A 26,372-nucleotide genomic window follows, 5' to 3' on the forward strand; every position below is an offset into this window, starting at 1 on the left:
CGGGCCTTCGCGTCCAAGCGCTCCCCCCGCGCGCCCTCCCCGCTGCTCGTAGCCGCCGTACGGGTGACATGACCCCCGTCTCCGTAGCCCTGGTGGACGGACCTTCGTTGCCCGGTGGGGCGGACCAGGGCAGGTCCCTCCGCGAAGACGGGCGCGAAGCCGAGCGCGCGAGGACGAGCCGAAGGACGGGCGCCATGACGGTCGCTTCCACACCAGATTCCGGGCGGCCCCGGGAGCCCGTCCCCGCGAGCCCCCGGAGACGTGGCCGGGGGCGGGTCGTCATGCTCGTCGACAACGCGGTCAACGGCGACTCCCGTGTGCAGAAGGCCGCCCGCTCCATGGCCGAGGCCGGCTGGGACGTGGTGCTGCTCGGCCAGTCCCCGGACCGCGACCGGCACCGCTGGACCATCGGAGGCGCCGAAGTCCACCTGGTCCCCGTCGTGATGACCCTCGCCAAACGCCGCAGGGACTACCGCAGAGTCGTTCTGCCCCGGCTCTTCGCCTACCGGCGCGGTGGCATCGCCCACCACCGCAAACAGTGGGTCAAGGCCTGGCGCGCCGATCTGCTGGCCCGCAGGTCCGCCGAGGGCCGGAGATTCCTGATCCGGCGTACGGCGGCCCGGATCCTGGCCCGCTGGGTCGGCTTCCGGCACCGCCAACTCGCCCTGGTGGAGGGCAGACGCAACCCGGACTCGCTCCCCGAGCGGCTCCGTACGGCCATGTGGCGCGCGCTGCTCGGCGACCGCTGCTGGCGCAGACTCGAACCGTACCTGTGGGACTACGAGTTCGCCTTCGGCCCCGTCGTCGACGCACTGGAACCCGACCTCATCCACGCCAACGACTTCCGGATGATCGGAGTCGCCGCCCGTGCCGTGCACCGCGCGCGGGGCAGAGGCCGGACCGTGAAACTCGTGTGGGACGCGCACGAGTATCTGCCGGGCATCAAACCGCGGGCCGGCTACCGGCGTTGGATGCCCGCCCATGTCGCGCACGAGCGGGAGTACGGGCGGTGCGCGGACGCCGTCGTCACCGTCTCCCAGACGCTGGCCGAGCTGCTGCACAAGGAGCACCGGCTGCCCCGGATGCCCGTCGTCGTGCTCAACGCCCCCGAGGGCGGCCCGCCCGCCGAGCGGGCCCATGAACCCGTCCCGGATCTCCGGGAGTTGTGCGGCATCGACGCCGCCACGCCACTGCTGGTCTACAGCGGCGCCCTCGCCCCGCAGCGCGGACTCGCCACCCTCATCGAGGCCCTGCCCCAACTGCCGGGCGCGCACGCGGCGCTCATCGTCCCCGCGCCCGACGGGTGGGTCGTACGCAAGGTGCTGGACCACGCGGCGGAGCTCGGCGTCGCCGACCGCGTCCACCCGCTGCCGTACGTACCGCACTGGCAGATCGCGCCTTTCCTGGCCCCCGCCGACATCGGCGTCATCCCGATCCACCACTGGCCGAACCATGAACTCGCCCTGATCACCAAGTTCATGGAGTACGCGCACGCGCGGCTGCCCATCGTCGTCAGCGACGTGCGCACCATGGCCGCGAAAGTACGTGAGACCGGGCAGGGTGAGGTGTTCCGCGCCGAGGACACGGCCGACTTCGTACGGGCCGCGCTGGCCGTGCTCGACGACCCGGCCGCCTACCGCAAGGCGTACGACCGTCCGGGACTGCTGGCGCAGTGGACCTGGGAGGCGCAGGCCGACATCCTCGACGGGGTCTACCGGAGGCTCCTGGCGGCCCCTGCGGAGGCGACGGTCGCCGCGACCGTCCCGCTGGGCGGAGCGGCCCTGGGCACACCGGCGGTGGGCGAACCGGCGCAGGGCGGCGGGCAGACGCCCGGCGGGCGGCCGGGTCCCGGGGAGGAGACGGAGCCGGGCGACCCGGCGGGGGCGACCGCGAACTGACCTGCCGGGACCGCGCGTTCGCGAACCGACCTGCCGGGCGCGCGCGTTCGCGAAGGAACCGGTCGGGCCGACGCGTCGACCACGTGACCATACGGCCGTACGGGCGTTGATGTCCTCGAACGTCGGGAGACGAGACATCACCGGCGTCGGGGGAGCGCCGCACCCAACGAGCCGGATGGAAAGTGAGTCACCGTGCACAAGTCCGCGTACGAGCAGATGGAGCTCTGCGTCAAGGAGTACATGCCCGCGTCCGGCCGCCACCGGGTGGTCGACCTGGGCTCGCGCATCTCGCCCAACCAGTCCCTCACCCACCGGGGTCTGCTCGACGGGCGTGATGTCGAGTACATCGGCGTCGACGTGCTCGACGGTCCCAACGTCGACATCGTGATGCCCCGGCCGTACCGCATTCCGGTACGGTCCCGGACCGCCGACTTCGTGCTCTCCGGCCAGGCCTTCGAGCACATCCCGTTCTTCTGGGCGTCGATGATGGAGATCTCGCGCGTCCTGCGGCCCGGCGGGCTGGCGTTCGTCACCGCGCCCTCGCGCGGCCATGCGCACGACGCCCAGGACTGCTGGCGGTACTACCCCGACGGGTTCAGGGCCATGGCCGCCTTCGCCGGGCTCGAACTGGCCGAGGCATACACGGACTTCCCGCCGATGAAGGGCATCCGCTTCGACTACGCCGCCATCGACGGCAAGCGCGCCTACTGGGGCGACTCGGTCGGGGTGTTCCGCAGGCCGCGCCGGCCGAGGCGGCGGGTGTGGGAGTACGCGGTACGTGAACTGACCGTCCGGTACGCCAACCGCGTCGGCGGCGTCGGCTCCGTCCCGCTGCCCGAGCCCGTCGCCGGTCGCGACCGCTGCGGCCGGGGCGCCCCCGCCAAGGCCCCCGTCGCGCCCGTCGCCCCCCTCGTACCCGCGCCGTCACCGGAGGCAGAGCCCGGAGCCGCGCAGCCCGTAACAGCCAAGACGCACACGAAAGAGGCATAACCTAGCGGGAGTTGACGAAAGGTGACATCCACGGAGTTCTGCGCGTACCGTCCGTCGGCATGGCATGGCGAAGCGCAGTGAACGGCGCACTCGAAAAGCTCACCGGATATCAGCTCAGGCGGATCCCGGTCCCCGCCCCGCGGTCGGCGACGTCGGCGCCCGCCGCCGTACCGGCGCCGGCCCGGCCGGCCACCGCGAAGGCCGAGACACAGGCACCGGCGCAGCCCAAGCCGAAGCCCAAGGCGGCGGCGCTCCCCGCCGACTACGACGACGAGGCGAAGTCGATCATCCGCGCGGTCAAGCCGTACACGATGACCTCCCCGGAGCGGCTCAACGCCTTCATCCTCGCCACCCGCCATGTCGTACGGCACAACATCCCCGGTGACATCGTCGAGTGCGGAGTCTGGCGCGGGGGCTCGATGCAGGCCTGCGCCAAGACGCTGCTCGCCCTCGGCGAGACCGACCGCGGCCTGCATCTCTTCGACACCTTCGAGGGAATGCCGCCGCCCACCGCCGAGGACCTGCGGCGCGACGGCAAGTCCGCCGAGGAACTGCTCGCGGCGCAGGGCAAGGACCGGCCGATCTGGGCCATCGCCTCGCTGGAGGACGTACAGGCGGGCTTCGAGCGGGTGCCCTACCCCGGCGAGCGGGTGCACTACGTGCAGGGCTTGGTCGAGGACACCGTGCCGCAGCAGGCGCCGGAGCAGATCTCGATCCTGCGCCTGGACACCGACTGGTACGCCTCCACCAAGCATGAACTGGAGTTTCTCTACCCCCGGTTGGTGAGCGGCGGTGTGCTGCTCATCGACGACTACGGCTACTGGCAGGGCTCCCGCCAGGCCGTGGACGAGTTCCTGGAGAAGACGGGCGAGCGGCTGCTCATGCTGCGCATGGACGAGGGCCGGATCGCGGTCAAGCCCTGAATCCACCGCGAGCCCGTCGCGGAACGACCGCGAACCCGCCGCGAATCCACCGCTGTTCTGAGTTCGGAAGTCCGGAAGTTCGGAAGGACCGTGCACCACGCATGACCCCCCGCCTCACCGTCGTCGTGCCCATCTACAACGTGGAGGAGTATCTCGACGACTGCCTACGGTCACTGGCCGGACAGACGATGGCCGACTCCGAGATCGTCATGGTGAACGACGGATCCACGGACGGGAGCGCACGGATCGCGAGACGGTTCGCCGAACGGGACGAGCGTTTCCGGCTGGTCGAGCAGGAGAACGCCGGGCTCGGCGCGGCGCGCAACACCGGAGTGAGCCGCGCCCGGGGGGAGTTCCTCTCCTTCGTCGACAGCGACGACGTCGTACCGGACGACGCGTACGAACGGATGCTCGCGGCGCTCGACGCCTCCGGCTCCGACTTCGCGACCGGCAATGTCCTCAGGCTCGGTCCCGGCGGCTCGCTCGTACAGGCGCCCATGTTCCGCAAGCCGATGGCGACGGAGCGCTCCGGGACGCGGATCACCCGCGACTGGGTGCTGCTCGGGGACCGTATCGCCTGCAACAAGGTGTTCCGGAAGTCCTTCTGGGACCGGCACGGCTTCGCCTTCCCCTCCGGGGTGCTGTACGAGGACATCGCCGTCGTGCTCCCCGCGTACTTCCTGGCGAGCGGCGTGGACGTGCTGTCCGCCCCCGTCTACCACTGGCGCACCAGGGACGGCTCGATCACGGCGAAGCGCGCCGTGCCGAGGGGGATCCGGGACCGGGTCACCGCCGTGACGTCGGTGAGCGACTTCCTCGCCGGACAGCGGCGTACGGACTCGGGCGGCGGCATCGACTGGGCCGACGCCCGGCGCCGTTACCACCAGCACGTCCTCTCCGGCGATCTGTGGCTCTTCATCGAGGCGCTGCCCGACGGCGACGCCGCGTTCCACACGGCTTTCCTCGACCACGCCAACGCCTTCGCCGAGACGGTCGACGAGAGTGTCCTCGACGCCCTGCCGCTGCATCTGCGCGTCAAGTGGCATCTGATCCGGGAACGCCGGATGCCCGAACTCCTCGCGCTGCTGGCCCACGAGAAGGCCGACCCCGGGGCCTTCGGCGTCCGGGGGCTGCGCAGGTCCCGCGCCGAGTACCCGGTGCTCACCGGCGGTCTGCCCAGGGCCGTCGCCACCCTCAGGCCCAAGGAGCTGCCGGTGACCTCGCATCTCACCGAGGCCGTATGGCGCGACGGGCGACTGCACCTCAAGGGCTACGCGTACGTACGCAACGTGCCGGCCGACGCGCGCCGCAAGTCCGTCAAGGTCGCCTGGCTGCGCACCGGGAAGCGGCGTGTGCTGCCGCTGCGGACGCGCACCGTGCGGATGCCGGCGGCGACGTACGAGTCCAGGCAGGGACTGCACGCCTACGACTGGGCCGGGTTCGAGACCGTGGTCGACCCGGGCCGGCTCGCGAAGGCGGAGGCCTCTCGTGCGCGATCGTCGCGGACCGTGTGGAAGGTGGAGATGGGGGTGTTCGGGGCGGGGCGGCTGCGCCGGGCGCCGCTGCGGCTCACCGGGTCGGCCGCGGCGCCCGCCGTACCGGCCGTGCACTACGTGGACGACACCACGCGCGTCGTGCCCACGCTCTCCGGCAACAAGCTCGAACTGCGCGTCGAGCCCGTACGCGCCCTGCTCACCGCCCACGGCCGCCACACGACGGCCGACGGCGCCACCGACACGGCGGCGGACCCGGGCACCGACGCGGCAGCGGACCCGGGCACCGACGCGACGGACGGCGCCGTACGGATCGAGGGGCTGCTCCACGCCACGAGCAGCCCGCCGAGCGCGCTGGCCGTCCAGAACTGGTACACCAAGGACGTCCACGAGTTCCCGCTGCGCCTCGCGGACGGCACCTTCAGCGCCGACGTCCCACTGTCGGTCTTCGGCGACCCCGCGGCGCGAGGGCGGTCCACCGTGCCCTGGGGCGTCCATCTCGTACGCGCCAACGGCAGCCGCTTCGCCGTGGCCGCCCGGGGCGCCGTCCCGCCCGGCCACTACGGCCTCGGCGACGGCCGCGAGCTGTACGTCACCGCCAACGCGGCGGGCGATCTCGTCCTCAGCGACCAGACCGAGCAGCCGGTGGCCGACACGCTCGACTGGGCGGCGGACGGCGAGCTGGTCCTGGAAGGCAGCCAACCCTCCATGCGGGAGGCCGAGTTGGTACTGCGGCACACCGGCCACCGCGAGGAGAACGTCTTCCCGGTCCGTATCCTCCCGGACGGCCGGTTCCGGACAGCCCTGCTGCCCGGCGCCGTCGAGGGACTGAACGGCGTGCGCCAACTGCCCGAGGGGCGATGGCTGTTGTACGTCCGCGAGCCGGGCGAGAGCGACCCGGAGAGCTACACCCCCGTCCGGATCCAGCCCTCGCGGCACCAGACGCTGCCGCTCGTACGGACCCTGGACGGCCGGGAGTTCACCCTGGACAGGCACCAGCAGGACATGCTCCAGCTGCACTCCGGGTCCGTGCTCCCGGAGCAGGACCGGGGCGCCTACCGGCAGCAGCGGCTGCGCCGCGTCTACGCCGAGTCCCGTGCGGCGGGCCCGATGCGGGACGCCGTTCTCTACAGCAGCTTCGACGGCAGGCAGTACTCCGACTCGCCACGCGCCGTCCACGAGGAACTGGTGCGCCGACGGGCCCCCGTGGAGCATCTGTGGGTCGTACGCGACCGGCAGGTGGCCCTGCCACGGGACGTGCGCGCCGTCGAACTGCACAGTGCCGACTGGTACGAGGCGCTGGCCCGCAGCCGGTGCGTCGTCACCAACACCCAGTTGCCGCAGTGGTTCGAGCGGGCGGAGGGCCAGCACGTCGTCCAGACCTGGCACGGCACCCCGCTCAAGCGCATCGGCCGCGACCTGACGGGCACCGCCCACGCCGACGAGGCGTACATCGCGTCCCTGCCGGGGCGGGCCGCGCAGTGGAGCGTGCTCGTCTCGCCCAACAGCTTCTCCACCCCGATCATGCGCCGCGCCTTCGGATACGAGGGCACGGTCCTGGAGTGCGGTTATCCGCGCAACGACCTGCTGTACGCGTCCGACCGGGGCAAGGTCGCCGCAGCCCTGCGCGAACACCTCGGGATTCCCGAGGACAAGCGGGTGATCCTCTACGCGCCGACCTGGCGCGAGGACCAGCCCAGAAAGGGCGGCCGCTACGGGCTCGACCTCCGGCTCGATCTGGAACTGGCCGCGCGGGAACTGGCGGACGACCATGTCCTGCTGGTGCGCCGCCACTATCTGGTGGGCGGTTCGGTCCCGGGCGCGGGGCGCGGCGCCACCGGCTTCGTACGGGACGTGTCCCGTTACCCGGATGTCGCCGAGCTGATGCTGATCAGCGACGCCCTGGTCACCGACTACTCGTCGCTGATGTTCGACTTCGCGCAGACGGGCCGGCCGATGTACTTCCACGCGTACGACCTGGAGCACTACCGGGACACCCTGCGCGGCTTCTACTTCGACTTCGAGTCCGCGGCGCCTGGGCCGGTCGTCGCCGACACCGCCGCGCTCGTGGCTGCCCTGCGCGCCCCGGAGTCCCGGGTGCCCACCGACGCGTACGACCGGTTCCGGGAGACCTTCTGCGATCTGGACGACGGCACCGCCGCCGCCCGTGTCGCGGACCTGATGCCCGTGGGGGGCGGCGCATGAGCGCGGTCGAGATCAGCTGTGTCGTCACCGCCGGACGGGACGCGCACGCGCTGCGCAGGTCGGTGGAGTCCGTCGTCGCGCAGACGATGCGCGCCACCGAGGCGGTCGTCGTGCTCGGTCTGACGGTCGCGGGTCCGCCGGGCACCGGCCCCGCCGACAGTGGGCCGGGCAGTGGCGAGCGGGCCGCCGCGGCGGGGTTCGCCGACGCCGAGTCGGCCGCCGAGGACGTACGCGCCGTGGCCGACGAACTCGCCGCGCTCGACCCCGCCCGCGTCAGGGTCGTCACCTCGGGGGCCGAGACCCCCACCACCGCCGTGCTGCGCAACCACGGCCTGGACCAGGCGCGAGGCCGGTACGTCACCGTGCTCGGCGAGGGCGAGCGCCTCCAGCGGGATGCCTGCCGGAATCTGTGGGAGGCCGCGGAACGCTCCGGCGCCGAACTCGTGGCCGGCCGGTGGACCCCGCGCGCGGGCCGCCGCGTCAAGGAGCAGCCACCGGCCCGGATCGTCGAGAGCGAGCTGTACGCGCGCTCCCGCACCGTCGACGATCTGGCCGACGCCCCCGAACTCGTCGTCGCCGACGCCCTGGTGACCGGATTCTGTGTGAGCACCGCCCTCCTCGACCGGGCGGGCCTGCGTTACGCCGAGGACCTGGACCGCGCCGAGATCCTGTTCGGCGCCGAACTGGCCGCCGCCGCACGCCGGATCGCGCTCGTCCCCAACCTGGTCGTCAGCGGCCGGGCGGCCCACGACCCGGCCGGCGCGCTGGAAGGACAGCTCGCCGCGCACGTACGCGTCGCCGAACTGCCCCTGCTCCGCAACGACCCGGGCCTCCGCGAGGCCCGCGACCGGGCCTTCCTCACCGACCAACTCGTCCCGCTCGCCAGGCAGTTCCCGAAGCTGGACGCCGACGGGCGGGCCCGCGCCGCCGCCCTGGTCGCCGCACTGCCCGCCGCCCGGACCGACCCCGGGCTCCGGGTCGGCCTGCCGCCGGTGGAACGGGTCTGCCTCCAACTCCTCGCCGACGGCGACGCCGACGGCGTACTGGCCGCCGGCTACGCGCTCGGCAGGCCCGACACCGTAGCCTCGGCGCTCGCCGAGCGGGACGGCCGGGTGTACTGGCGCGCGGAGTTGCCCGACGACCCCGGGGAACGGGCGGCATTCGACGTCACGGAGCTGGGCCACCAGTACCGGCCCTTCGCCGGCACCCCGTTGATGAACCACCTCATCCACTGCGGCCAGGAGGGCGAGAAGCTCGTCCTCGAAGGACGGCTCCCCGCGCCGCTCCAACCGCTCGCCCCCGACGCCTCGTTGACGGCCACGCTGGAGTTCCTGGTACGCGGCAGCGACGGACGGCGCGCGTTCCGGGCACCCGTGGACGAGGTGTGGCGCGAGGGCGACGCCGTACGCTGGCGCGCCTCCGTCGAGATCGGCGCGCTGCTGCGCGTCGGCGGGACGCGGGACCGCGTGTGCGACCCCCACCTCGCCCTTCACACGCCGGTCGGCACCACCAGCGGCCCGCTCTTCCTGGAGCGGGACCGGGTCGAGGCGGCGGGCAGTTATCGGGCGCGTCCACGCCGGGGCCCGCTGTTCGGCGACACCTGGAAGCCGTACGTCACGGTCAAGCACCACCTCGCGCTGCAACTCGAAGCGCGCCGCCGCCCCGGACGGATCGCGGCGGCGGCCCTCCACTACCTCACTCACTTCCGCCCGGCCCGCAAGCTGAAGAGGCTGGTCAAGGGGGTGCGCCGGCGTTTCGACCGGCTCTCCGCCCGCTCCGTCAAGGCCCGCGTCTACAACCGGCTGCTGATCCGGCTCCCCGTCCGCAAGGGCTCGGTCGTCTTCGAGAGCCACATGGGCAAGTGCTACGGCGACAGCCCGCGCGCCATGTACGAGGAACTGCGCGCGCAGGGCCGCCGCAAGGTGCGCTGCGCCTGGTCGTACGCCTCGTCCACCGACGGCTTCCCGACAGACGTGCGGCTGGTACGGCGGCTCTCCTGGCGCTATCTGTGGACCCTGGCCCGCGCCCAGTTCTGGGTGGACAACCAGGGCTTCCCACTCGACCTGAGGAAGCCTCCCCGCACCACCTACCTCCAGACCTGGCACGGCTCCGCGTACAAGCGCATGGGCTTCGCGGAGAGCCGGATCAAGGCGCAGAACGCCTCCGAGCGGGACAAGCTGAGCGCCGCTCTCGCCCGGTTCGACCACTTCCTCGTACGGTCCGAGCACGACGTGACGACCCTCGCGCGCGACTACCGGCAGCCCGCCGAATCCCTCGTGCGCTGCGGCTATCCGCGCAACGACCGGCTCGTGCGCGCCCGCGCCACCGACGAGACGCAGGGGCGATTCCCGCGCCCGGCGCTCGCGACCGCCCTCGGGATCCCCGACCACCGCAAGGTGGTGCTGTACGCGCCGACCTTCCGGGGGATGCCGAAGAAGGGCCGTGCGGTTCAACTCCCGCTCGACGTGCGGCGGTTCGCTCAGCGGTTCGGTGACGAGTACGTCCTGCTCGTACGGGCCCACTATCTGGAGTCCGCGGTCCTGCCCGTCTGTCCGCCCGGCACGGTGATCGACGTGTCCGGCTACCACGACGTCAGTGAACTGCTCTGCCTCGCCGACGCGTTGATCACCGACTACTCGTCGATCATGTTCGACTACGTCCTGCTGGACCGGCCGATGATCTTCTTCGCACCGGATCTGGACGCGTACGTGGCGGCGCGCGGCAGCTACTTCGACCTGCGCGCCGAAGCCCCCGGGCCGGTGGTCGAGACGCAGGACGAACTGCTGCGGGCGATGGACGAGTTGAAGCCGTCGGACACCGCCCACCGGGCCGACCGCGCGCGCTTCGCCCAGAAGTTCGGCGGCTTCGAGAGCGGCCAGGCCGCGCGTACCGCCGTGGACGTGCTCTTCGCAGGAAGGACCCGCCGGTGACCGACACCGCGCTCGCCACCGTCCCCCGGGAGCTGATCCTCCTCGCCAACGCCACCGACGTCCTCGGCGGCGTCACCGCCTGGACCCACCAGATGGCCCGTCTGTTCGGCGCGAACGGCCACCGCGTCCAGGTCGTCGGCATTCACGAGGCCGAGCTGAAACTCGCCCTCCCCGAGCCGCCCGCCTACCCGGTGACCGCGCTCTACCCCGCCCACCCGCCGACCCCCTGGCAGCCGCGCTCGCCACTCGACCGCTTCGACCTGCGCGCCCGCCGCCGCGAGGCGGCCAGGGTGGCCGACAAGCGGCGGGCTGTGGCACGTCTCGGGGAGATCTTCCGGGCGGCCGGGCCCGGCGCGCTGGTGATCGTCACCCAGGTCTGGCCGATGGAATGGGTCCTGGAGGCCGACACCACGGGTCTGCGGCTGATCGGGATGAGCCACGAGTCGTACGAGTACAGCAAGCGCTGCCACCGCTTCCGCTGGATCAAGAACAGCTACCCCCGCGTCGACCGCTGGCTCACCCTCACCCAGGAGGACGCGGACGCCTGGATCGCCGAGGGCTTCGACAACGTCGGCGCCATGCCGAACGCACTCGGCTCCCTGCCCGAACTCCCCTCGCCCCGCACCGAGAAGACCGTCGCAAGCATCGGCCGACTGGACGACCAGAAGGGCATCGACCTGCTCCTGGAGACCTGGTCCATGGTCACCGGAGAGCGCCCCGACTGGCGGCTGCGCGTCTACGGCGCGGGCCAGGACGCGCCCGCACTGAAGAAGCAGTGCACCGAGCTGGGGCTGGACGGTTCGGTCGACTGGATGGGCCCCACCGACGACGTGCCGGCCGCGCTCGCCGGGAGCTCGGTCTTCGTCCAGTCCTCCCGGGGCGAGGGGTTTCCACTGGCCCTCATGGAGGCCATGGCGAGCGGCCTGCCGTGCGCGGCGTTCGACTGCGCGCCGGGAGTCCGGGAGATCATCACGGACGGCGCCGACGGCCTCCTCGCACCCCCGGGCGCCACGGACGCACTCGCCGACCGCCTGCTACGGCTCACGGGCAATCCCCGCCTGCGGGACTCCCTGGGGGACCGGGCCCGCGCGAACGTCCAGCGCTACTCCGAGACGGAGATCCTGCGCCGCTGGCACGAGTTGTTCGATCTGCTCGACCGGTAGCCCCAGGTGGTGTCCGGCGGTGACGGGCCCGGCAAAAGGCGATGGCAAGGAGAGATCTCTCCTTGCCACTCTCAACGTATAGCGCGGCGGGGGGCTTGCGGCAAGGCCCGGGGGGTGGCGCAGAATCGGCGGCCGATGTCACAACCTGCGGAAACGGGGGCGCGGAAGTGCTGGAGCCGTACGTGTTGGATCTCCGAGAGGTAGACGGGACGCGGGCCGCCCTCGTCGGTGGCAAGGGCGCGAACCTCGGTGCGCTGGTGGGGATCGACGAAATACGTGTGCCGGGTGGGTTCTGTGTGACGACGGACGCCTTCCGGCGGGTCATGGCGGAAGCACCGCTCATCGACGACCAGCTCGATCAGCTGTCGCGCGTGGACCCGGACGACCGGGAGGCGATCCGAACGCTCAGCGAGCGGATCCGCCGGACCGTCGAAGCGGTCGCCGTCCCGGATGAGCTCGTGGTGGAGATCACCCGCGCGCTCGCCCGGCTCGGTGAGGAGGCCGCGTACGCCGTCCGCTCCAGCGCGACGGCGGAGGACCTGCCGACGGCCTCCTTCGCCGGTCAGCAGGACACGTACCTGAACGTCGTGGGGGCGGCGGCGGTCCTCCGGCACGTCAGCCGGTGCTGGGCCTCGCTGTTCACCGAGCGGGCCGTGATCTATCGGCGGCGGAACGGCATCGACCACCGCACGGTCCACATGGCCGTGGTCGTGCAGCGGATGGTCCTCCCGCGGGCGTCCGGCGTCCTGTTCACGGCCGACCCCGTCACGGGTGACCGGAAGGTCGCCACCGTGGACGCGGGCTTCGGTCTCGGCGAGGCCCTGGTCTCCGGGCTGGTGAACCCGGACGTCTTCAAGGTGCGTGACGGCGAAGCCGTCGTCGAGGTGGTCTCGCGGCGGCAGGAGCGGCCCGCGCTGACGGATGCGCAGGTCCTGCGGCTCGTGGAGCTCGGGCGGCGGATCGAAGCGCGCTTCGGGCGCCCGCAGGACATCGAATGGTGCCTGGCGGACGACGGCTTCCAGATCGTTCAGAGCCGGCCGATCACGACGCTGTTCCCCGTCCCCGAGGCCGGCGACCAGGAGAATCACGTCTATGTCTCCGTCGGTCACGGGCAGATGATGACCGACCCCATGAAGCCCCTCGGGCTCTCCATGTGGCAGCTGACGGCCATGGTGCCGATGCACGAGGCCGGCGGGAGGCTGTTCGTGGACGTCACCCGGCGCCTGGCCTCGCCCGCGAGCCGCGCCGCTCTCCTGGACGCGATGGGGAAGGGCGATCCGCTGATCAGGGACGCTCTGGAGACCGTCCTCGACCGCGACGGCTTCGTCCCGTCGCTCCCGGACGCGGGACCCGGCGGGCCGCCGGCCGGTGGGGCGTCCGCCCCGGCCGAGCCCGATCCGGCCATCGTCACCGAGCTGATCGGGCGGAGCCGGGCGTCCGTCGCCGCCCTGGACCGCGACATCCGGACGAAGACCGGACCGGCGCTGTTCGACTTCCTGCTGGAGGCCTTCCAGGAGCACAAGCGGGTCCTCGGTGATCCGCTGAGCCATCAGGCGATCATGGCGGGGATGGAGGCCACGTGGTGGCTCAACGACAAGCTGCGGGAGTGGCTCGGCGAGAAGAACGCGGCCGACACCCTGACGCTCTCGGCCTCCGGCAACGTCACGTCGGAGATGGGACTCGCGCTCTCCGACGTCGCCGACGTGATCCGTCCGCACCCGGAGGTGGTGGCCTTCCTGCGGGGCGTGGAGCACGCCGAGGACGAGGCCTTCCTGGGCGGGCTGGCCGAACTCGCGGGCGGGACGGAGGCGCGCGACGCCATCGAGGCGTACCTCGACCGGTACGGCATGCGCTGCGTCGGCGAGATCGACATCACGAGGCCGCGCTGGCGCGAGCGCCCCGGCACCCTTGTGCCCGTGATCCTCGACAACGTCAGGAACTTCCGGCCGGGCGCCGCCGGGCGCCGCTTCGAGCAGGGGCGGGGGAAGGCCCGGGAGAAGGAACTGGATGTCCTGTCACGCCTGCGGGCACTGCCGGACGGAGACCGGAGAGCCGACGAGACCAAGCGGATGATCGACCGGGTCAGAAGCTTCGCCGGATACCGGGAGTACCCGAAGTACGACATCGTCAGCCGCTACTTCGTCTACAAGCGGGCCCTGCTGGCGGAGGCCGGGCGGCTCGTGCGGGCCGGCGTGCTTCCCGAGGAGGAGGACATCTTCTACCTCACGTTCCAGGAACTCCACGAGGTCGCGCGCTCGCACCAGGTGGACGACGGGCTCGTCCGGCGGCGCAAGGACGCGTTCCGGTCGTACCACGCGCTCATCCCGCCCAGGGTGCTCACCTCGGACGGTGAGGCCGTCACCGGGGCGTACCGGCGTGACGACGTGCCGGCCGGCGCCCTGGCCGGCCTGCCGGTCTCCGCGGGGACCGTCGAGGGACGGGCCCGCGTCGTCCTGGACATGGCGGAGGCCGATCTCGAAGCGGGCGACATCCTGGTCACGGCCTTCACCGACCCCAGCTGGTCGCCGCTGTTCGTCGGAATCGCGGGCCTGGTGACGGAGGTGGGCGGCCTGATGACCCATGGCGCCGTGATCGCCCGGGAGTACGGCCTGCCGGCCGTCGTGGGCGTGGAGCGGGCCACCCGGCTGATCCGGGACGGGCAGCGGATCCGCGTGCACGGAACCGACGGCCACGTCGAGATCCTGCCCTGACACGCGCTTACGCCGACGGCCCGCGCCGACCCGCCGGAGCCCCGCCGGACATGCCGCAGCGCCGCACCTCCGACACGTTCCGCCCGTGCCGCTGCTGCGGCAGCGACACCGGGGAGGGCGCCGGGGTGCGCTTCTCCAGCGGGACCGGCTCCGGCAGACCCGCGGTCTCACCGAGGAAGACCCGGCGTACCACCCGCTCGGCCGCGAGACCGTCGTCGTACGGGCAGAACCGGGCCCGGAAGGCGGCACGCAGCTGGGCCGAGCGGGAGCCGCGCCAGTGGTCCGTGGTGAAGATGTCGATCAGGTCGTCCTCGTCGCGCGCCACCGCGCCAGGCGGAAAGGCGCGGACGTCGAAGTAGGTACCGCGGGCCGCCTCGTAGGCCTCCCAGTCGTTGATGTGGATCACCACGGGCCGGTCCAGGTTCACGTAGTCGAACATCAGCGACGAGTAGTCCGTGATGAGCGCGTCCGCGGCCAGGCACAGCGACTCGACCCGGTGATGGCCCGAGACGTCGATGATGCGCGGGTGCGGGGCGTGCGGCAGCGGGGCCTCGTACGTGTGGTGGGCGCGGGTCAGCACCACGAAGCGCGGGCCCAGCGCCTGGGCGAGCCGCTCCAGGTCCAGCGGGACGTACGGGGTGCGCCGGTAGTCGCGATGCGTGGGCGCGTACAGCACGGCCGTGAAGCCGTCGGGGATGCCCAGGGACTCCCGCAGCCGGGCGACGTCGGCCGAAGTGGCCCGCTGGAACACGTCGTTGCGCGGATAGCCGTATTCGAGCGCCGTGTGCCCGGCGGGATACGCCTTCTCCCAGACCAGGGTGGAGTGCCGGTTCGCCGAGAGGGAGTAGTCCCACTGGTCGACGCCCGCGAGGAGCCGGTCGAACTCGGTGCGGCGCGCGGCGGCCGGGTGGTCCTGGAGGTCCAGCCCCATGGATTTGAGCGGGGTGCCGTGGTGCGTCTGGAGGAGGATCTGACGGGGGCGCTTGACCAGGCGCGGGTCGAAGTTGACGTTGTTGACGAGGTACTTGTCGCGGGCGAGCGCCGTCCAGTAGCCGAAGCTGCCCGGCCGCAGCTTGCGCGTCGCGGTGGGCACGGTGTGGTGGTATTCGGCGCGCCCGATCCACGACGTGGCGATGTGCGGGGCGAGTTCGCGGACCTTCTCCTCGATGGCCGCCGGGTTGCAGGCGTAGCCCCGGCCGTCGTACGCCGCGAAGACCGCCCTGTTCTCCCGTACCGGCAGGCACCGTTGGATCCGGTAGTGCAGTTGCAGCGCCCCGGCGCGCAGGGCCCGGCCGAGCGTCGTGGCGATCCGGTGGGCGCCGAGTTGCAGGTGCTGCGCCGTCCACAGGGCGCGGTACGTGCGGTGGGCGCCGAACCGCAGCAGGGTGTGGCGCAGCCGGGCCCGCAGCAGCGGCGCGGAGCCCGGGGTGCGGTGCCGGCGGTGGTGGGCGCGGGCCCGGCGGAAGAACTCGGGGCGGCTGCGGCGCGGCAGCCGCCCGCCGGCCGCGACGAGTTTGGAGAAGTGGTCGAGCATCCGCCGGAACAGCACGGGGCGCCAGTCGTCGAGCGCGGGCCGTGAGTCGATGAAGGCGAAGACGCGGTCGTACTGGTCGAAGATGTCGAAGTGCTTGCGGCTGGTGGTGGAGAGGATGTTGCCCTGGCGCCGCTGCCGGTAGTGCACGCAGACGCGGTCGAGCGTCGCGATCGAGTCGGCGGCCATCAGGACGGGGAAGGTCCAGGGGGTGTCCTCGTAGTAGCCGGGCGGGAAGCTGAAGCCCTGCCGGGCGATGTACTCGCGGCTGTAGGCCTTGTTCCAGACGACCATCAGCACCCTCAGCAGACCCGGCCGGTCGGTGAGCCGGAAGGGCGCGGGGCCGTTCTCGGCGAGCAGGTCGGAGAGGACGTTCCTGACGACCTCCCCGGACCAGTACGCACGGGCGTAGTCGTAGACAAGGACATCGGGCCCGTCGGTCTCCTTGAGCCGGTCCGCGATCGTCTGGAGAGCGCCCGGGGTGAGGGTGTCGTCACCGTCGAGGAAGATCAGATAGTCGCCCGTGGCATGGGCCATCCCGGCGTTACGGGCCGGTCCGAGGCCCTCGTTCTCCGGGAGGTGAACGGCGACCACGCGAGGGTCGGCGGCGGCTGTCTCGTCGATAATTGTCCCGCAGGCGTCGGGTGATCCGTCGTCCACGGCGATGAGTTCGAAATCCTCATAGTTCTGGTCGAGCACCGACCGCAGACACTCCTGCAAATACGCCTGGACCTTGTACGCGGGGACGATGATGCTGAACCGGGCCATGGCTCGGGAACGGCCGATGGAGTGACCTGGTTACGCCAGACGTGGCATACGGGGGACAAATACGCCGGGCGGGCCGGTGGTTGAACCGGCCCGCCCCTTTTGGCGTACTTCCATGTCGAACGAGTGGCCGATACGGCCCTACTTGACCGCCCCCGCCATGACCCCGGAGACGAACTGCCGCTGGAACAGGAAGAAGACCGCCAGCGGAATGATCATCGAGAGGAAGGCGCCGGGCGCCAGCACATCGATGTTGTTGCCGAACTGCCGTACCTGCTGCTGGAGGGCGACCGTGATCGGCGGGGAGTCGGAGTCCGCGAAGATCAGGGCCACCAGCATGTCGTTCCAGACCCAGAGGAACTGGAAGATGCCGAGCGACGCGATCGCGGGACCGCCGAGCGGCATCACGACCCGTGTGAACAGCCGGATCTCGCCCGCGCCGTCGAGCCGCGCGGCCTCCAGGAGCTCCCGTGGGATCTCCGCGAAGAAGTTCCTCAACAGGAAGATCGCGAAGGGGAGTCCGAAGGCGACGTGGAACATCACGACGCCGAAGGTCGTCTCGAAGATCCCGATCTCGCCGAAGAGTTCGGAGACCGGGATGAGCGCGACCTGGACCGGGACCACCAGCAGACCGACGACGAGCATGAACCACCAGTCGCGGCCGGGGAAGTCCATCCACGCGAAGGCGTAGCCGGCGAGTGAGCCGATCACCACGACCAGCACGGTCGACGGGACCGTGATCATCACCGTGGACCAGAGGGAGTTGGTGATGATGTCGTTGGACAGCAGCTCCGAGTAGTTCTCGGTGGTGAGCTGCGCCGGCTTGGTGAAGACCTCCCACCAGCCGCTCGCCGCGATGTCCGAGGAGCCGCGCAGCGAGGAGATCAGCAGACCGATCGTCGGCATCATCCAGAAGAGGGCGACCAGGATGAGGAAGACCGAGACGACTCCGCCGCCGGCCTTCGCCGCTATCCGGGCCGGCAGGGACGGCTTCGGCTTGGCCGATGTCCCGGCCGGCAGGGGCTGCTTCGCCTGTACCGCTGTGTCAGTCGTACTCATCGGCGGTTCTCCTTCTGCATCCGGCGAATGTTGAAGAGCATCACCGGGATCACGAGCAGCAGGAGGAATACGGCGATCGCGCTGCCCACGCCGACGTTGGCGTCCGTGCCGAACGACGAGCGGTAGAGCTGGAGCGCCAGCACGTTCGCGTCGTCCTGGGAGGAGCCTGGCGCGATGATCAGTACCAGGTCGAAGATCTTCAGCACATTGATCATCAGGGTGACCATGACCACGGCCAGGACCGGTGCGAGCAGCGGGACGGTGATCCGGCGGAACACGTTCCACTCGTTCGCGCCGTCGACCCGTGCCGCCTCCAGGAGTTCACGCGGCATGCTCGCCAGACCGGCGCCGATCAGCACCATCGCGAAGCCCGCCCACATCCACAGATAGCTGCCGATGATCGCTGGGGTCACGAGGGAGGGGCCGAGCCAGTCCACCCCGTTGTACGGCTCCTTGAAGTTGGACTCGGGCAGCTGGAGCACGGCTCCGTCGGCCGAGGCCGGCAGGGTGAACGTACCGTCGGACGCCGCGGTGGCCGACGCGACGACCTTGCCGTCCTTGACCGCCTCGATCCTGAGGCCGCCCAGGCCGAGTTCCTTGGAGTCCACGACGTTGGGCTTGCCGCCGCCGCCCTTGGTGAAGTCCAGCCAGGCGGTGCCGGTGATCTCGCCGCCGCCGTTCCCGGCCGTCTTGGCCGGCTCGGCGTCGGACGGCATCTTGTCCGGCGGCACACCGACCAGCGGGATCAGCGCCGGAGTGCCCGCCGTGACCGGCTGCTTGGTGACGAACGAGCCCTTGGCGTCGCCCGCCTTCAGCGGATGCACCGGCAGCGGACGGGCCTTGGGGTAGCCGGCCGATTCGGAGAACGTGTCGTGCACGCCCACGGCGACGGCGTTGGCGATGCCGCGCTCCGGAGCCTGCTCGTACACCAGCCGGAAGATGATGCCCGACGCGAGCATCGAGATCGCCATCGGCATGAAGACGATCAGCTTGAACGCCGTTCCCCAGCGCACCCGTTCGGTGAGTACGGCGAAGATCAGACCGAGTGCGGTGGCGACCGTCGGGGCCACCACCACCCAGATCAAGTTGTTCTTGATCGCGGTCCGGATGGTGTCCTCGGTGAATATCTCCACATAGTTGTCGAAGCCCGCGAAGTTGTCGCCGGACTGGTCGAGGAACGACCTGTAGACGGAGAACCCGATCGGGTAGACCACGAGCGCGCCCAGCAGGACCAGCGCGGGCAGCAGGAACGCCACCGCGAGGCCTTTACGTGTGCCTGTCACGCTCTTGCGCTTCCCCTTGGCGGGGGACGGGGGCGCCGGCACCGCGGTGCCGGCGCCCCCTGTTGTCGCCGACTTCACCGCGTCAGCTCTTGAAGGCCTTGGCGGCGTCCGACTCCAGCTGCTGCTGAGCGCCCTTGACGTCCTTCGGGTTCTTCAGGAAGTCCTGGAGGGCCTTCCACTCGCCCTTGCCGGGCGTACCGCCGAACGACTGCGGCATCTGGTCCGACATGTCGAAGCGGAAGTCGTCACCGGCGTCGATGAGCGCCTTGGCGATGTCACGCTGCACGTCGTTCGGGTACGCCTTGCCGTCCAGGGCCTTGTTCGGCGAGATGAAGCCGCCGGCCTCCGCCTGGATCTGAGCGGCGTCCGTGGACGCCAGGAAGGTCAGCAGCGCCTGCGCGCCCTTGCTGTCCGTCAGCGCCACGGCCGCGTCGCCACCGGTCACCACCGGGGAGTCCGCGCCCACGGCCGGGAACGGGAAGACCTTCGCGTCCGTCCCGACCTTCGCGCCGGCCTCGGTCACGTTGACGCCCGCGAAGTCGGCCGCGAAGACCATGCCCGCCTTCGGCGTGTCACCGCCGGTGAACGTCTGGGTGACGGAGGCGGGGAACTCGGTCTGGAGCGCGCCGTCCGCGCCGCCGGCGATCAGGGCGGGCTTGCCCCACAGCTCGGCGAGCGTCGTCAGCGCGGTGGCCACCGAGGGGTCGGTCCACTTGATCTCGTGCTTGGCCAGCTGGTCGTACTTGTCCGGGCCGGCCTGCGACAGATAGATGTTCTCGAACCAGTCGGTGAGCGTCCAGCCGTCGGCGCCGCCGACGGAGACCGGGGTGACACCCGACGCCGAGATCGTGTCGGCGGTCGTCAGGAAGTCCTTCCACGTCTTGGGCTCGGCCGCGCCCGCGTTCTCGAAGGCCGTGTTGTTGTACCAGACCAGCGACTTGTTGGCGGCCTTGTAGTACACGCCGTACTGCTCGCCGTCGACCGCGCCGAGGTCCTGCCAGCCCTTGCTGTAGTTCTTCGCCAGCTGCGCCTTCGCCTCGGCGCCGGCGGGCTTGGCCCACTTCTTCTCCACGGCCTGCGTGATCGCGCCGACCTGCGGGAGCATCGCGACATCGGGAGGGCTGCCGCCGGCGATCTTCGTGCCGAGGAAGTTGACGATCGGGTCCTGCGCGGGGACGAACGTCACCGTCGCCCCGGTCCGCTTCTCGAACTCGTCCAGGACCTTGGTGAAGTTGGCCTGCTCCGGGCCGGTCCACACCGCGGCGACCTGGATCTTCTCGCCGTCCAACTTGGGCAGTTCGACCGTGGCCGCGGGCTTCTTGCTCTCGCCGCCACCGTCCTCCTTGTCATCGGAGCCGCCCCCGCAGCCGGTGAGCACCACGGCGCCGACGACCACGGCCGCCACCGCCGCTCTGTGTGAACCTCGGCCTGCTGAGGGTGCTCCGGCTCCAAACGCCTTGCGGCCATTAAGAGTTGTACGCATGACTGCCCCGTCTCTCCCGTGCGCGTGCGGATCTTGACGCATGTTTACGCATGCGGACCGGCGCCCCGAGCGAGCCGACGACGCCGTCCTTGTCCCGTGCGGTAAGTCCTACGCGCCGTGACCGTAGGCCGCAATACTGTCTTGAGCTTCAATTCGAAGATCGTGATGGGCTCGTGACGTGGTTTGCGGACGTAGGGGTAATTTCAGAGATGTGAAGACAGGGCGGCCGCCGAGATCCGGACAGAAATCGGCTCCGACCTCAGGATGTCCGCTTTCGGCCACCGGGCGACCCCCTGGCCGCCCGACGGCCGAGGGGCGCTGTCAGACCCGGCCCAGGGGGCTCACCGGTACCGCCGAGACCGAACGGGCCGCCCGTTCCAGGGCACTTGCGAGCAGGGCCAGGTCGGTGGGGCCGTTGCCCAGTTCCCGTACCGGCCGACGGGTCGGCGGATCGCCCATGCGCTCCCACTCCAGCGGGACCACGGTGGGCCGCAGCGTCGCCGTACGCGGGATCCGGCCGGTCACCCGGCCGCCCTGGAACGGTGTCACCCGGCCGTCCGGATGCCCGAGCCTGCCGCGGCCCGGCAGCGGATCGTCCGGGCCGGGCGCCGCCGGGGGCGTGTCCAGAACCACGCGTAGCCGGGCCCGGCCCGCCAGCTCCGTCTCCGACGTTCGTTCGGGGCGGGCGGACGTGGCGACCAGATGGACGCCCAGCCGCTCACCGTCCCGGGCGATCGCCTCCAGGGCCCGTACGACCGAACCGGCCGCCGGGCGGCCCGGACTGCCCAGCGCGGGCGCGACCAGGGCGTCGTAGTCGTCGACAAGGAGGATGAGCCGGGGGAGGACCGGGCCGGGGCCGGGCTCGCCGCGCGTACGGGACGAGGTCTGGCGCAGCCGCAGGGTGCCGCCGTCCGGGGCGACGCCGGTGCCCGTGCTGCCGGTGCTGGTGCCTGCGCCGGTCGGCCGCTGCTCCGGCTCGCCCGCGACCGGCACACCCGGTGCGCCCCCCGAGGGCGCCCCGGGGCCGGCCGCCTGCTGCTCGGCCCGCTCCCGCCGCGAACCGCGCTGCTCGGCCGGGCTCGGCGCGCGCTGGCCCACCATCCGCTCGGCGACCTCACGTCTGTTGTGCCACTCGGCGAAGTCCAGCCGCTCCAGCACCTCGGCGCGCCGCTTCAACTCCGCCCCCAGCGCCTGCGCGAACTCCCGCATCCGGACCGGGTCGGAGGCCACCAGGTGCTCGGTCACATGCGGCAGTTCCGTACAGGCCCCCAGACCCTCGCCGCGCTCACCGCCCGCGCCGTCCACCAGGAACAGACCGAGCCTGTCCGGCCGCCCGCCCGCGGCCAGCGAGGCCGCGACCGCGCGCAGCAGTTCCGTACGGCCACTGCCCGGCGGGCCCTCGATCAGCAGATGCGGGCCCTCCTCCACCAGATCCACGGTCACCGGGCCGTGCGGCCCCGTGCCGAGCACCGTGGTGCTCCCCGCCGCCGACGCCCAGCGGGCCATCAGCGACGCGGGCGTCGCCCGCGCCAGCCCCAACTCGTCCAGCAGCCTGGCCGAGCGCGGCAGCTCCGCGGCCTGCCGGCTCCGGCCCGAGCCGGCGCCGCTGCCCGCTTCCGTACGGAGGGGGGCCAGCGCCCGGCCGAAACGGTCGGCCCACGCGGCGGACACCGCGTCCACCGTCGCGAGCGTGCCGTGCCCGGCGGGCTGCCCCACCGCCGTCCGCAGGAGCCGCAGGGCCGTCGCCACATCGCCGCTCAGCATGGCCACCGCCCCGCACTCGCGGAAGGCCAGCGAGGCCGCGCACGCCGTCTCGTACGTCGCGGCGACCGGGGAGACAGGCGAGGCCGCCGGGGTCTCGGCGAGACAGATCACATGGACACCGGCCACCGAGCCGGCGCCCGCCAGCCGCGCGGTGGTCTCGCGCAGCGCCGACGATCCGGGATCGCCGTCCACGACCAGCAGGGTGGCGCTCCCCTCGTACCGCCCGGCGGCCTCCGCGATCGACCTGGTGTCGGCCGACGCCCACCCCCTGCCGAGCGGCCCGTCGTCCAGCCTGCGCGTCAACTCGCCCAGCCGGGCGGTGGCCTGGTCCCGGTCGTACGCCAGGAGCAGCCGGCAGTCCTGGCCGTGGGCCGGCCGCACATGCGGCAGCCAGCCGAGCCAGCCCCACTCCCGTTTGCGCTGCCCCACAGTTATGGACCGGTCCGCGCTGATCAGCACGATCTCCAGATCGGCGGGGGAGTGCAGCGCGGCGAGCTGTGCCACGGCCGACCTGGCGAGGCCGGTCAGCCGCTCCCTGGGGCCCGCGAGACCGAGCGAACCGGCCTCGCGCAGGCTCACGGTCACCGGGACCGAGGGCAGCGGGCCGGATCCGTCGTGCGAGTGGCGCTCCGTCGTACCGAGGCGCAGGACGAGCGATTCGGGGTGGGAGGGGCCGCGCTCCCAGAGCCGGGGGCCGGGGCCCAGGGCCGTCATCAGTACGGAGGCGGGGTCGGGCCAGGTGTCGTCGAGGGGCGCCGGGCCCCTGCGGGGGGCGGAGCCGGTGGCGGCCGGGACGTCGTCCTCGGGGAAGTCCTCGTCGCGGGTGCCGGCCAGCCGCCTCGCCCAGGCGCCTATCCCGCCGCGTCGCCTGCCGGGACCCTCCGGCAGCTCCGTGCCGCGGGTGGGCGTGCCCTGGCGCCGGGAGCCGGGCGTACGGCTGTGTCCCTGCGGGCCGTCGTCGTCGGCCGCGCCGTGAGTCTCGTCACTCTCGGCCCGGTCGTGCGCGGGGCGCCGGCCGGCGCCGGGCACCGGCACGTACAGGGCGTCGCCGTACCGGGTGTCGGCGTCCGAGCGGGGGGTGCGGGGGTCGGGCACGCGGGGTGTGACGGCGGGGCCGCCGTGGGCGCCGTACGCGTGGACCGTCCGGCCCCCGGGGCCCGCGCCCGCTCCGTACGACCCGGAGTCCGCGCCGGACCGCGCGCCACCGTGCGTCCCCGGTCCCGTGCCGGCGCCCGGGTCATCGCCTTCGGCTCCGGTCACGCTTCCGTGCGCGATCCGCAGATGCCCCTCGCCGTCCGGCGTGGCCGCCAGCGTCGGTGTCCGGCCGCCCGGGATGAGCCGCAGCGCGGACTCGCCCAGCCGCAGCAGGGCGCCCGCCGGGAGCGGCACCGCCGCGGACCCGACCCGTACGCCTTCGAGCGTCGTGCCGTTCGTGGAACGCAGGTCCGCCACCGAGACATGACCGTCGTCGGCGACCGTCACCGCGCAGTGCAGCCGTGAGACGTCGGGATCGTCGAGCGGTACGTCGGCCTCCGCCGAACGGCCGATCCTGACCTGTCCGCCGTGCAGCAGATGCACCCCGCCCGCGTCCGGGCCCGCGACCACATGGAGCTGGGCCGCGACGTCGTCGGCGGGCGCGTCGTCCTCGCCGGGGGCCTGGAGGGAGAGCACGGCGCCGTCCACCAGCGGCGGTTCGCCCAGGGTGCGGCGCTGTGCGTCCAGCCGCTCCCGCCCCGCGTACAGCACGACGGGTCCCGAGACGTCGGGGCCGGCTACGGCCGTGGCCAGACCGGAGGCGACGGCCGCGAGCGCCGTCCCCGCCGGGGCGGTGACGAGCACGTCGCACGCGCGCCCCGTGGGATGGCCGCTGCGCGGCGCGAGGACGGTCAGCCGGATCTGCATCGCCGTCAGCGGTCCCTTCTGCGCGGGGTGCCCGGCAGGGGTGCTGCCCTGTGTGAATCCCCCCACCCGGCACCGACACATCGTCCGGTACAGGTCGGCACGGACGGTGAGCGAACGACCCCACACACCGAGTGCTGGATGGCATCTTCGCACCTGCCACCGACAACACGCCCACGGACCACGGGTAAGTGATCTTGAATGGTCTGCTGTGGGTGCAAAAGTGCGTGGTTGGGAGCGCGTTGGGATCATCCGTGGACCCCGCGGGTACACGTGACTGGCAACCATCCGTCGAAGGCGCGCGTCTTCCACTCGAACATGACCGCGACGACACCGCGGCGACCGAGCGTGCGTGCCCGGGACCGCGAGCCCGGCAGGATTCGAAAGACAGGCCCTAAAGTAGGTCGGACACCCGGGTGGCCCCGGGGCCATGCAAGGACCACCAGCAGCAGGGAGAGCGTGACGTGCGGCCGGTAGGCAGCAAGTACCTCCTGGAGGAGCCCATCGGGCGCGGCGCCACGGGCACCGTCTGGAGAGCCCGTCAGCGGGAGACCGCCGGCGCCGAGGCCGCGGTGGCCGGGCAGCCCGGCGAGACCGTCGCGATCAAGGTCCTCAAGGAGGAGCTGGCGAACGACGCGGACGTGGTGATGCGCTTCCTGCGCGAGCGCTCCGTCCTGCTCCGCCTGACCCACCCCAACATCGTGCGCACCCGTGACCTGGTCGTCGAGGGTGACCTCCTCGCCCTCGTCATGGATCTGGTCGAGGGCCCCGACCTGCACCACTACCTGCGGCAGAACGGGCCCTTCAGCCCCGTCGCGGCCTCGCTGCTCACGGCGCAGATCGCGGACGCGCTGGCCGCCAGCCACACCGACGGCGTCGTACACCGTGACCTGAAGCCCGCCAACGTCCTGCTGAAGGACGACGGCGACCAGCTGCACCCGATGCTGACCGACTTCGGCATCGCCCGGCTCGCGGACTCCCCGGGGCTGACCAGGACGCACGAGTTCGTCGGCACGCCCGCCTATGTCGCGCCGGAGTCGGCCGAAGGCCGTCCGCAGACCTCCGCCGTCGACATCTACGGCGCCGGCATCCTGCTGTACGAGCTGGTCACCGGCCGCCCGCCGTTCGCGGGCGGAACGGCGCTCGAAGTGCTCCACCGCCACCTCAGCGAGGAGCCGCGCCGCCCGTCGAGCGTTCCCGAACCGCTGTGGACGGTCATGGAGCGCTGCCTCCGTAAGGAGCCGGACGAGCGGCCCAGCGCGGTGAATCTCGCCCGCGCCCTGCGCACCGTCGCCTCCGGCATCGGCGTGCACGCGAACTCCGCCCAGGTGAACGCGGCGATGGGAGTCGGGGCCCTGCTGGCGCCCGACCCGTCGCCCACCGCCGTCCCCGGTGAGCCGGGAGCCGCCGACCCGACCCAGGTCCTGCCGAGCGGCGCGGGATCGTACGACCCGGCGGCCGCGACCAGCGTGATGCCGACGAACGCGCCGGGCGCCCCGGCCGGCGCGGCCGACCGGACGTCGGTCATGCCCGTCGGCCCCGGTGGCCCGGGCGGCCCCGACGCCGGACCGCGCCCCGAGGACCCGCACCCCTGGCAGAACCAGCTCAGGGCCGCGCGCGACCGCAACGAACAGACCCAGGTCCAGTATCTGGACCCGAGCCAGGACCCGCTCCGGCGCCGCCCCCAGCGGCCCCAGGGCCAGCAGCCTCCGCCGCCCCAGCAGCAGCGTCAGCGCCAGCAGCGGTCCCCGCAGCCGTACCCGCCCCAGCAGGCCCACCCGCCGCAGCAGCAGCGGTACGCGCCGCCCCCGCAGCAGCAACAGCGTTACGCGCCGCCGCAGCAGCCCCCGCCCCAGCCGCCCGCGCCGCGCCAGCCCCGGCAGCGCGGCGCCAACCCGATGCGGATCCCGGGCCTCGGCTGCCTCAAGGGATGTCTGTTCACGCTGGTCCTGCTCTTCGTCGCCGGCTGGCTCGTCTGGGAACTGACCCCGCTCCAGGACTGGATCGGCGAGGGCCAGAGCTACTGGAACGCGATCAAGGACACCTTCAACACGGTGTCCGACTGGGTCACGGAGCTCGGCGGTTCGGACGCCGGATCCACCTCGGGAACCACCTCCGGGTCGACCGGAAGCAACTGACACCGGCGCCGGTGAGAACTCCCATCGGCACCGGCGCGTTCTGGCGCTTCTGTCGCTTTGTCGATTCCCGCGGGATCAATTCCCCCGTAGAAGTGAACGTTGACGCGGTACCGGGCATTCAACACCCCGATACCCGC

Annotated in this window: 13 protein-coding genes; 8 read left to right on the forward strand and 5 right to left on the reverse strand. The window is 72.0% G+C overall.

Annotated elements, in window-relative coordinates:
- The first annotated feature begins 281 nt into the window (after positions 1-281).
- The 7 genes from IEY79_RS32440 (at position 282) to rph (ending at position 14,313) form a co-directional block, all read left to right on the forward strand.
- The gene (locus IEY79_RS32440) at positions 282-1,898 is read left to right on the forward strand and encodes a glycosyltransferase family 4 protein (RefSeq protein ID WP_189111229.1); all 1,617 of its coding nucleotides are present in this window, start codon (positions 282-284) and stop codon (positions 1,896-1,898) included.
- A gap of 192 nt (positions 1,899-2,090) precedes the next feature.
- Positions 2,091-2,888, forward strand: a complete 798-nt coding sequence (locus IEY79_RS32445) for a methyltransferase domain-containing protein (RefSeq protein ID WP_189111230.1) — start codon at positions 2,091-2,093, stop codon at positions 2,886-2,888.
- A 59-nt stretch (positions 2,889-2,947) separates the two neighbouring features.
- A complete protein-coding gene (locus IEY79_RS32450; protein WP_189111231.1) occupies positions 2,948-3,811 on the forward strand; it encodes a TylF/MycF/NovP-related O-methyltransferase in 864 nt (287 codons plus the stop codon).
- A 101-nt stretch (positions 3,812-3,912) separates the two neighbouring features.
- Positions 3,913-7,509, forward strand: a complete 3,597-nt coding sequence (locus IEY79_RS32455; protein WP_189111232.1) for a bifunctional glycosyltransferase/CDP-glycerol:glycerophosphate glycerophosphotransferase — start codon at positions 3,913-3,915, stop codon at positions 7,507-7,509.
- Entirely contained in the window at positions 7,506-10,439 is a 2,934-nt protein-coding gene (locus IEY79_RS32460) for a bifunctional glycosyltransferase/CDP-glycerol:glycerophosphate glycerophosphotransferase (protein ID WP_189111233.1), read from the forward strand. Before IEY79_RS32455 ends, IEY79_RS32460 begins: the two co-directional genes overlap by 4 nt.
- Entirely contained in the window at positions 10,436-11,602 is a 1,167-nt protein-coding gene (locus IEY79_RS32465) for a glycosyltransferase (RefSeq protein WP_229701318.1), read from the forward strand. The genes IEY79_RS32460 and IEY79_RS32465 overlap by 4 nt, the downstream gene beginning before the upstream one ends.
- Positions 11,603-11,769: 167 nt before the next feature.
- A complete protein-coding gene (gene rph, locus IEY79_RS32470; RefSeq protein ID WP_189111234.1) occupies positions 11,770-14,313 on the forward strand; it encodes a rifamycin-inactivating phosphotransferase in 2,544 nt (847 codons plus the stop codon).
- 7 nt (positions 14,314-14,320) lie between these two features.
- On the opposite strand, the gene IEY79_RS32475 is transcribed toward rph, so the two are convergent.
- The 5 genes from IEY79_RS32475 to IEY79_RS32495 all read right to left on the reverse strand — a co-directional run bounded on the left by IEY79_RS32475 (position 14,321) and on the right by IEY79_RS32495 (position 24,100).
- The gene (locus IEY79_RS32475; RefSeq protein WP_189111235.1) at positions 14,321-16,612 is read right to left on the reverse strand and encodes a bifunctional glycosyltransferase/CDP-glycerol:glycerophosphate glycerophosphotransferase; all 2,292 of its coding nucleotides are present in this window, start codon (positions 16,610-16,612) and stop codon (positions 14,321-14,323) included.
- A 138-nt stretch (positions 16,613-16,750) separates the two neighbouring features.
- The gene (locus IEY79_RS32480) at positions 16,751-17,668 is read right to left on the reverse strand and encodes a carbohydrate ABC transporter permease (RefSeq protein WP_189111236.1); all 918 of its coding nucleotides are present in this window, start codon (positions 17,666-17,668) and stop codon (positions 16,751-16,753) included.
- A complete protein-coding gene (locus tag IEY79_RS32485) occupies positions 17,665-19,029 on the reverse strand; it encodes a carbohydrate ABC transporter permease (RefSeq protein WP_189111237.1) in 1,365 nt (454 codons plus the stop codon). Before IEY79_RS32485 ends, IEY79_RS32480 begins: the two co-directional genes overlap by 4 nt.
- Before the next feature lie 4 nt (positions 19,030-19,033).
- Positions 19,034-20,434 (reverse strand): ABC transporter substrate-binding protein, encoded by a 1,401-nt coding sequence (locus tag IEY79_RS32490; protein ID WP_373292671.1) that lies wholly within the window; start codon positions 20,432-20,434, stop codon positions 19,034-19,036.
- Positions 20,435-20,755: 321 nt separating this feature from the next.
- A complete protein-coding gene (locus IEY79_RS32495) occupies positions 20,756-24,100 on the reverse strand; it encodes an FtsK/SpoIIIE domain-containing protein (protein ID WP_189111278.1) in 3,345 nt (1,114 codons plus the stop codon).
- Between the two features lie 461 nt (positions 24,101-24,561).
- Between IEY79_RS32495 and IEY79_RS32500 the strand changes: the two genes are divergently transcribed.
- Positions 24,562-26,235, forward strand: a complete 1,674-nt coding sequence (locus tag IEY79_RS32500) for a serine/threonine-protein kinase (RefSeq protein WP_189111239.1) — start codon at positions 24,562-24,564, stop codon at positions 26,233-26,235.
- Positions 26,236-26,372 lie beyond the last annotated feature (137 nt).

Source organism: Streptomyces camponoticapitis (assembly GCF_014646115.1).
GTDB lineage: Bacteria > Actinomycetota > Actinomycetes > Streptomycetales > Streptomycetaceae > Streptomyces > Streptomyces camponoticapitis.

Excerpts from the sequence above, each read along its gene's own strand:
- IEY79_RS32450 (WP_189111231.1), top strand. The coding sequence starts at position 2,948 with ATGGCATGGCGAAGCGCAGTGAACGGCGCACTCGAAAAGCTCACCGGA.
- IEY79_RS32440 (WP_189111229.1), top strand. The coding sequence starts at position 282 with ATGCTCGTCGACAACGCGGTCAACGGCGACTCCCGTGTGCAGAAGGCC.
- IEY79_RS32490 (WP_373292671.1), bottom strand. The coding sequence starts at position 20,434 with ATGCGTACAACTCTTAATGGCCGCAAGGCGTTTGGAGCCGGAGCACCC.
- IEY79_RS32475 (WP_189111235.1), bottom strand. The coding sequence starts at position 16,612 with ATGGCCCGGTTCAGCATCATCGTCCCCGCGTACAAGGTCCAGGCGTAT.
- IEY79_RS32455 (WP_189111232.1), top strand. The coding sequence starts at position 3,913 with ATGACCCCCCGCCTCACCGTCGTCGTGCCCATCTACAACGTGGAGGAG.
- IEY79_RS32480 (WP_189111236.1), bottom strand. The coding sequence starts at position 17,668 with ATGAGTACGACTGACACAGCGGTACAGGCGAAGCAGCCCCTGCCGGCC.
- IEY79_RS32495 (WP_189111278.1), bottom strand. The coding sequence starts at position 24,100 with ATGCAGATCCGGCTGACCGTCCTCGCGCCGCGCAGCGGCCATCCCACG.
- IEY79_RS32460 (WP_189111233.1), top strand. The coding sequence starts at position 7,506 with ATGAGCGCGGTCGAGATCAGCTGTGTCGTCACCGCCGGACGGGACGCG.